This is a genomic window from Flagellimonas chongwuensis, assembly GCF_013376415.1.
Classification (GTDB): Bacteria; Bacteroidota; Bacteroidia; order Flavobacteriales; family Flavobacteriaceae; genus Flagellimonas; species Flagellimonas chongwuensis.
The window spans coordinates 1-2,449 of record NZ_WYET01000006.1 but is presented as its reverse complement, the minus strand read 5'-3'; the positions used below and the strand labels follow the sequence as shown (position 1 = coordinate 2,449).

Here is a 2,449-nt window from a genome sequence, read left to right as displayed (position 1 = left end):
AATTAAACCAAACTAACAGATGCAGATAATAGAGAATTCTACGGTGTACGATGCGATCATCGTGGGCTCCGGGGCCGGTGGCGGCATGTCGGCGAAGGTGCTGTCGGAGGCGGGCCTCAAGGTGGCCGTTGTCGAGGCTGGCCCTTTCTTCGACCCGGCGAAGCCTGAGCACCAGACCCAGCTGAAGTGGTCCTACGAGAGCCCAAGGCGCGGCAAGAGCACGCGATTCCGTCCCTTCGGGGACTTCGATGCCGCCTACGGGGGCTGGGACATCGAGGGGGAGCCCTACACGCAGAAGGACGGCACGGACTTTTCGTGGTTCCGTTCGCGGATGCTGGGGGGCCGTACCAACCACTGGGGGCGCATATCGCTGCGGTTCGGCCCGCAGGACTTCAAGCACAAGGACGTGGACGGTTACGGGGACAACTGGCCGATAAGCTATGACGATGTAAAGCCGTACTATGACAAGGTGGACAAGATGATCGGTGTGTTCGGGACCAACGAGGGACTTCCCAACGACCCGGACGGCTTCTTCCTTCCACCGCCCAAGCCAAGGTTGCACGAGCTTTTTTATATCAAGGGGGCCAGGAAGAGCAACATCCCGGTGTACCCATCGCGGATGTCGATGCTCACCAAGAAGATCAACGAGGACAGGGGCGTGTGCTTCTACTGCGGACAGTGCAACCGTGCCTGTCAGGTATATGCGGACTTCTCGGCGGGGACGTGCCTTATCTTCCCGGCGCAGAAGAACGGCGGGCAGATCGACCTGTACGTGAACTGCATGGTACGAGAGGTGACCACGGACGAAGAGGGCCGTGCCACGGGCGTATCCTACATCAACAAAGAAGATAGAAAAGAATATAAGCTCAAGGGCAAGGTGGTGGTCCTAGGGGCCTCGGCCTGTAGTTCCGCTAGGATCTTGCTGAACTCCAAGAGCGAGCAGCACCCCAACGGACTGGGCAACAGCAGCGATGTGGTGGGCAAGTACCTCCACGACTCGACGGGGGCAGACAGGGCGGGGTTCATCCCGGACCTGATGAACCGTAAGGTCTCCTACAACGAGGACGGCGTGGGGGGCATGCACGTGTACTCCCCATGGTGGGGTGACAACAGCAAGCTGGACTTCCCTCGGGGCTACCATATCGAGGTATGGGGCGGCATGGGGATGCCGAGCTACGGCTTCGGCTTCAACGTGAACGAGTTCAACCAGTTCTTCGGGACGAAGGTGGGCGGCTACGGGGACGTGCTGCGCAGCGACGCCAAGAAGTACTACGGCGCGGTCGTGGGCATGGCCGGAAGGGGCGAGTCCATCGCGAGGAAGGAGAACTATTGCGAGATCGACCCGACCACGGTGGACGAGTTCGGTATCCCCGTACTGAGGTTCAACTACAAATGGAGCCAGTTGGAGATCAACCAGGCCAAGCACATGCAGGACACCTTCGAGGAGATCCTGATCAACATGGGCGGGGAGCCATTGGGCAAGAAGCCGGGCAAGGAGACCAACTACGGGCTTCACAACCCCGGAAAGATCATCCACGAGGTGGGCACCACCCGAATGGGGGACGACCCAAGGACGTCGGTGACCAACAAGTACCAACAGCTGCACGATGTGGACAACGTGTTCATCGTGGACGCGGGGCCATTCGTGTCGCAGGCGGACAAGAACTGTACATGGACGATATTGGCGCTCTCGATGAGGGCCTCGGAGTACATCGTGGAACAACTCAAACAACAAAACATATAGGGTATGGACAGAAGGAAGAGTTTAAAGTCGATAGTATTGGGCTCTGTTGCGGGCGGACTTGCGATCCATGGTTGCAAGCCCTCGACGGAGGGCACCGAACTGACGGAGGCCCCGAAGATCACCTACCCGGGGCGCGTTCCCCAGGAGCTGGAGCAGATAACGGAGCTACAGGACGAACAGTTCTTGAACCCGCACGAGGTGGAGACATTGACGGTACTGTGCGACCTGATACTCCCGGCGACGCAGGAGTACAAGGGGGCATCGGATGCGGACGTTGTGGGCTTCATCGAGTTCATGGGCAAGGACGTTGAGACCCTGCAGCCGGACATCCGAGGAGGGCTGATGTGGCTGGACCACAAGAGCAACACGGAGCACGGAGTGGAGTTCAAGGATGCGACGGAGGAACAACAAAAGGCCATTTTGGACGGTATCGCGTACTACGACCCGGAGGTGCCGGGCAACGAGCGCCCCTTTGAGGTGAACTTCTTCTCCCTGGTTAGGAACCTTACGATGACGGGCTTCTACACCAGCAAGATCGGTATAGAGGAAATCGGTTACAAGGGGAACCAGCCCAATGTATGGGACGGGGTGCCACAGGACGTCCTTGACCAGCACGGGGTGGCCTACGACGAGGAATGGCTGGCCAAGTGCGTGGACCAGAGCAAGCGGGGCGTCATCGCAGAATGGGACGAAGACGGTAATTTG

Annotated in this window: 2 protein-coding genes; both read left to right on the top strand. The window is 59.0% G+C overall.

Annotated elements, in window-relative coordinates; translation table 11 throughout:
* The first annotated feature begins 19 nt into the window (after nucleotides 1-19).
* On the top strand, nucleotides 20-1,744 hold the full coding sequence (locus tag GUA46_RS12825) for a GMC oxidoreductase (RefSeq protein ID WP_176620833.1): 1,725 nt from the start codon (nucleotides 20-22) through the stop codon (nucleotides 1,742-1,744).
* Between the two features lie 3 nt (nucleotides 1,745-1,747).
* The coding region (locus tag GUA46_RS12820) for a gluconate 2-dehydrogenase subunit 3 family protein (protein ID WP_176620832.1) at nucleotides 1,748-2,449 on the top strand (702 nt) is incomplete at its 3' end.

Bases quoted from the DNA above. Each gene is read 5' to 3' on its own strand.
- GUA46_RS12825 (WP_176620833.1), top strand. From the start codon at position 20: ATGCAGATAATAGAGAATTCTACGGTGTACGATGCGATCATCGTGGGC.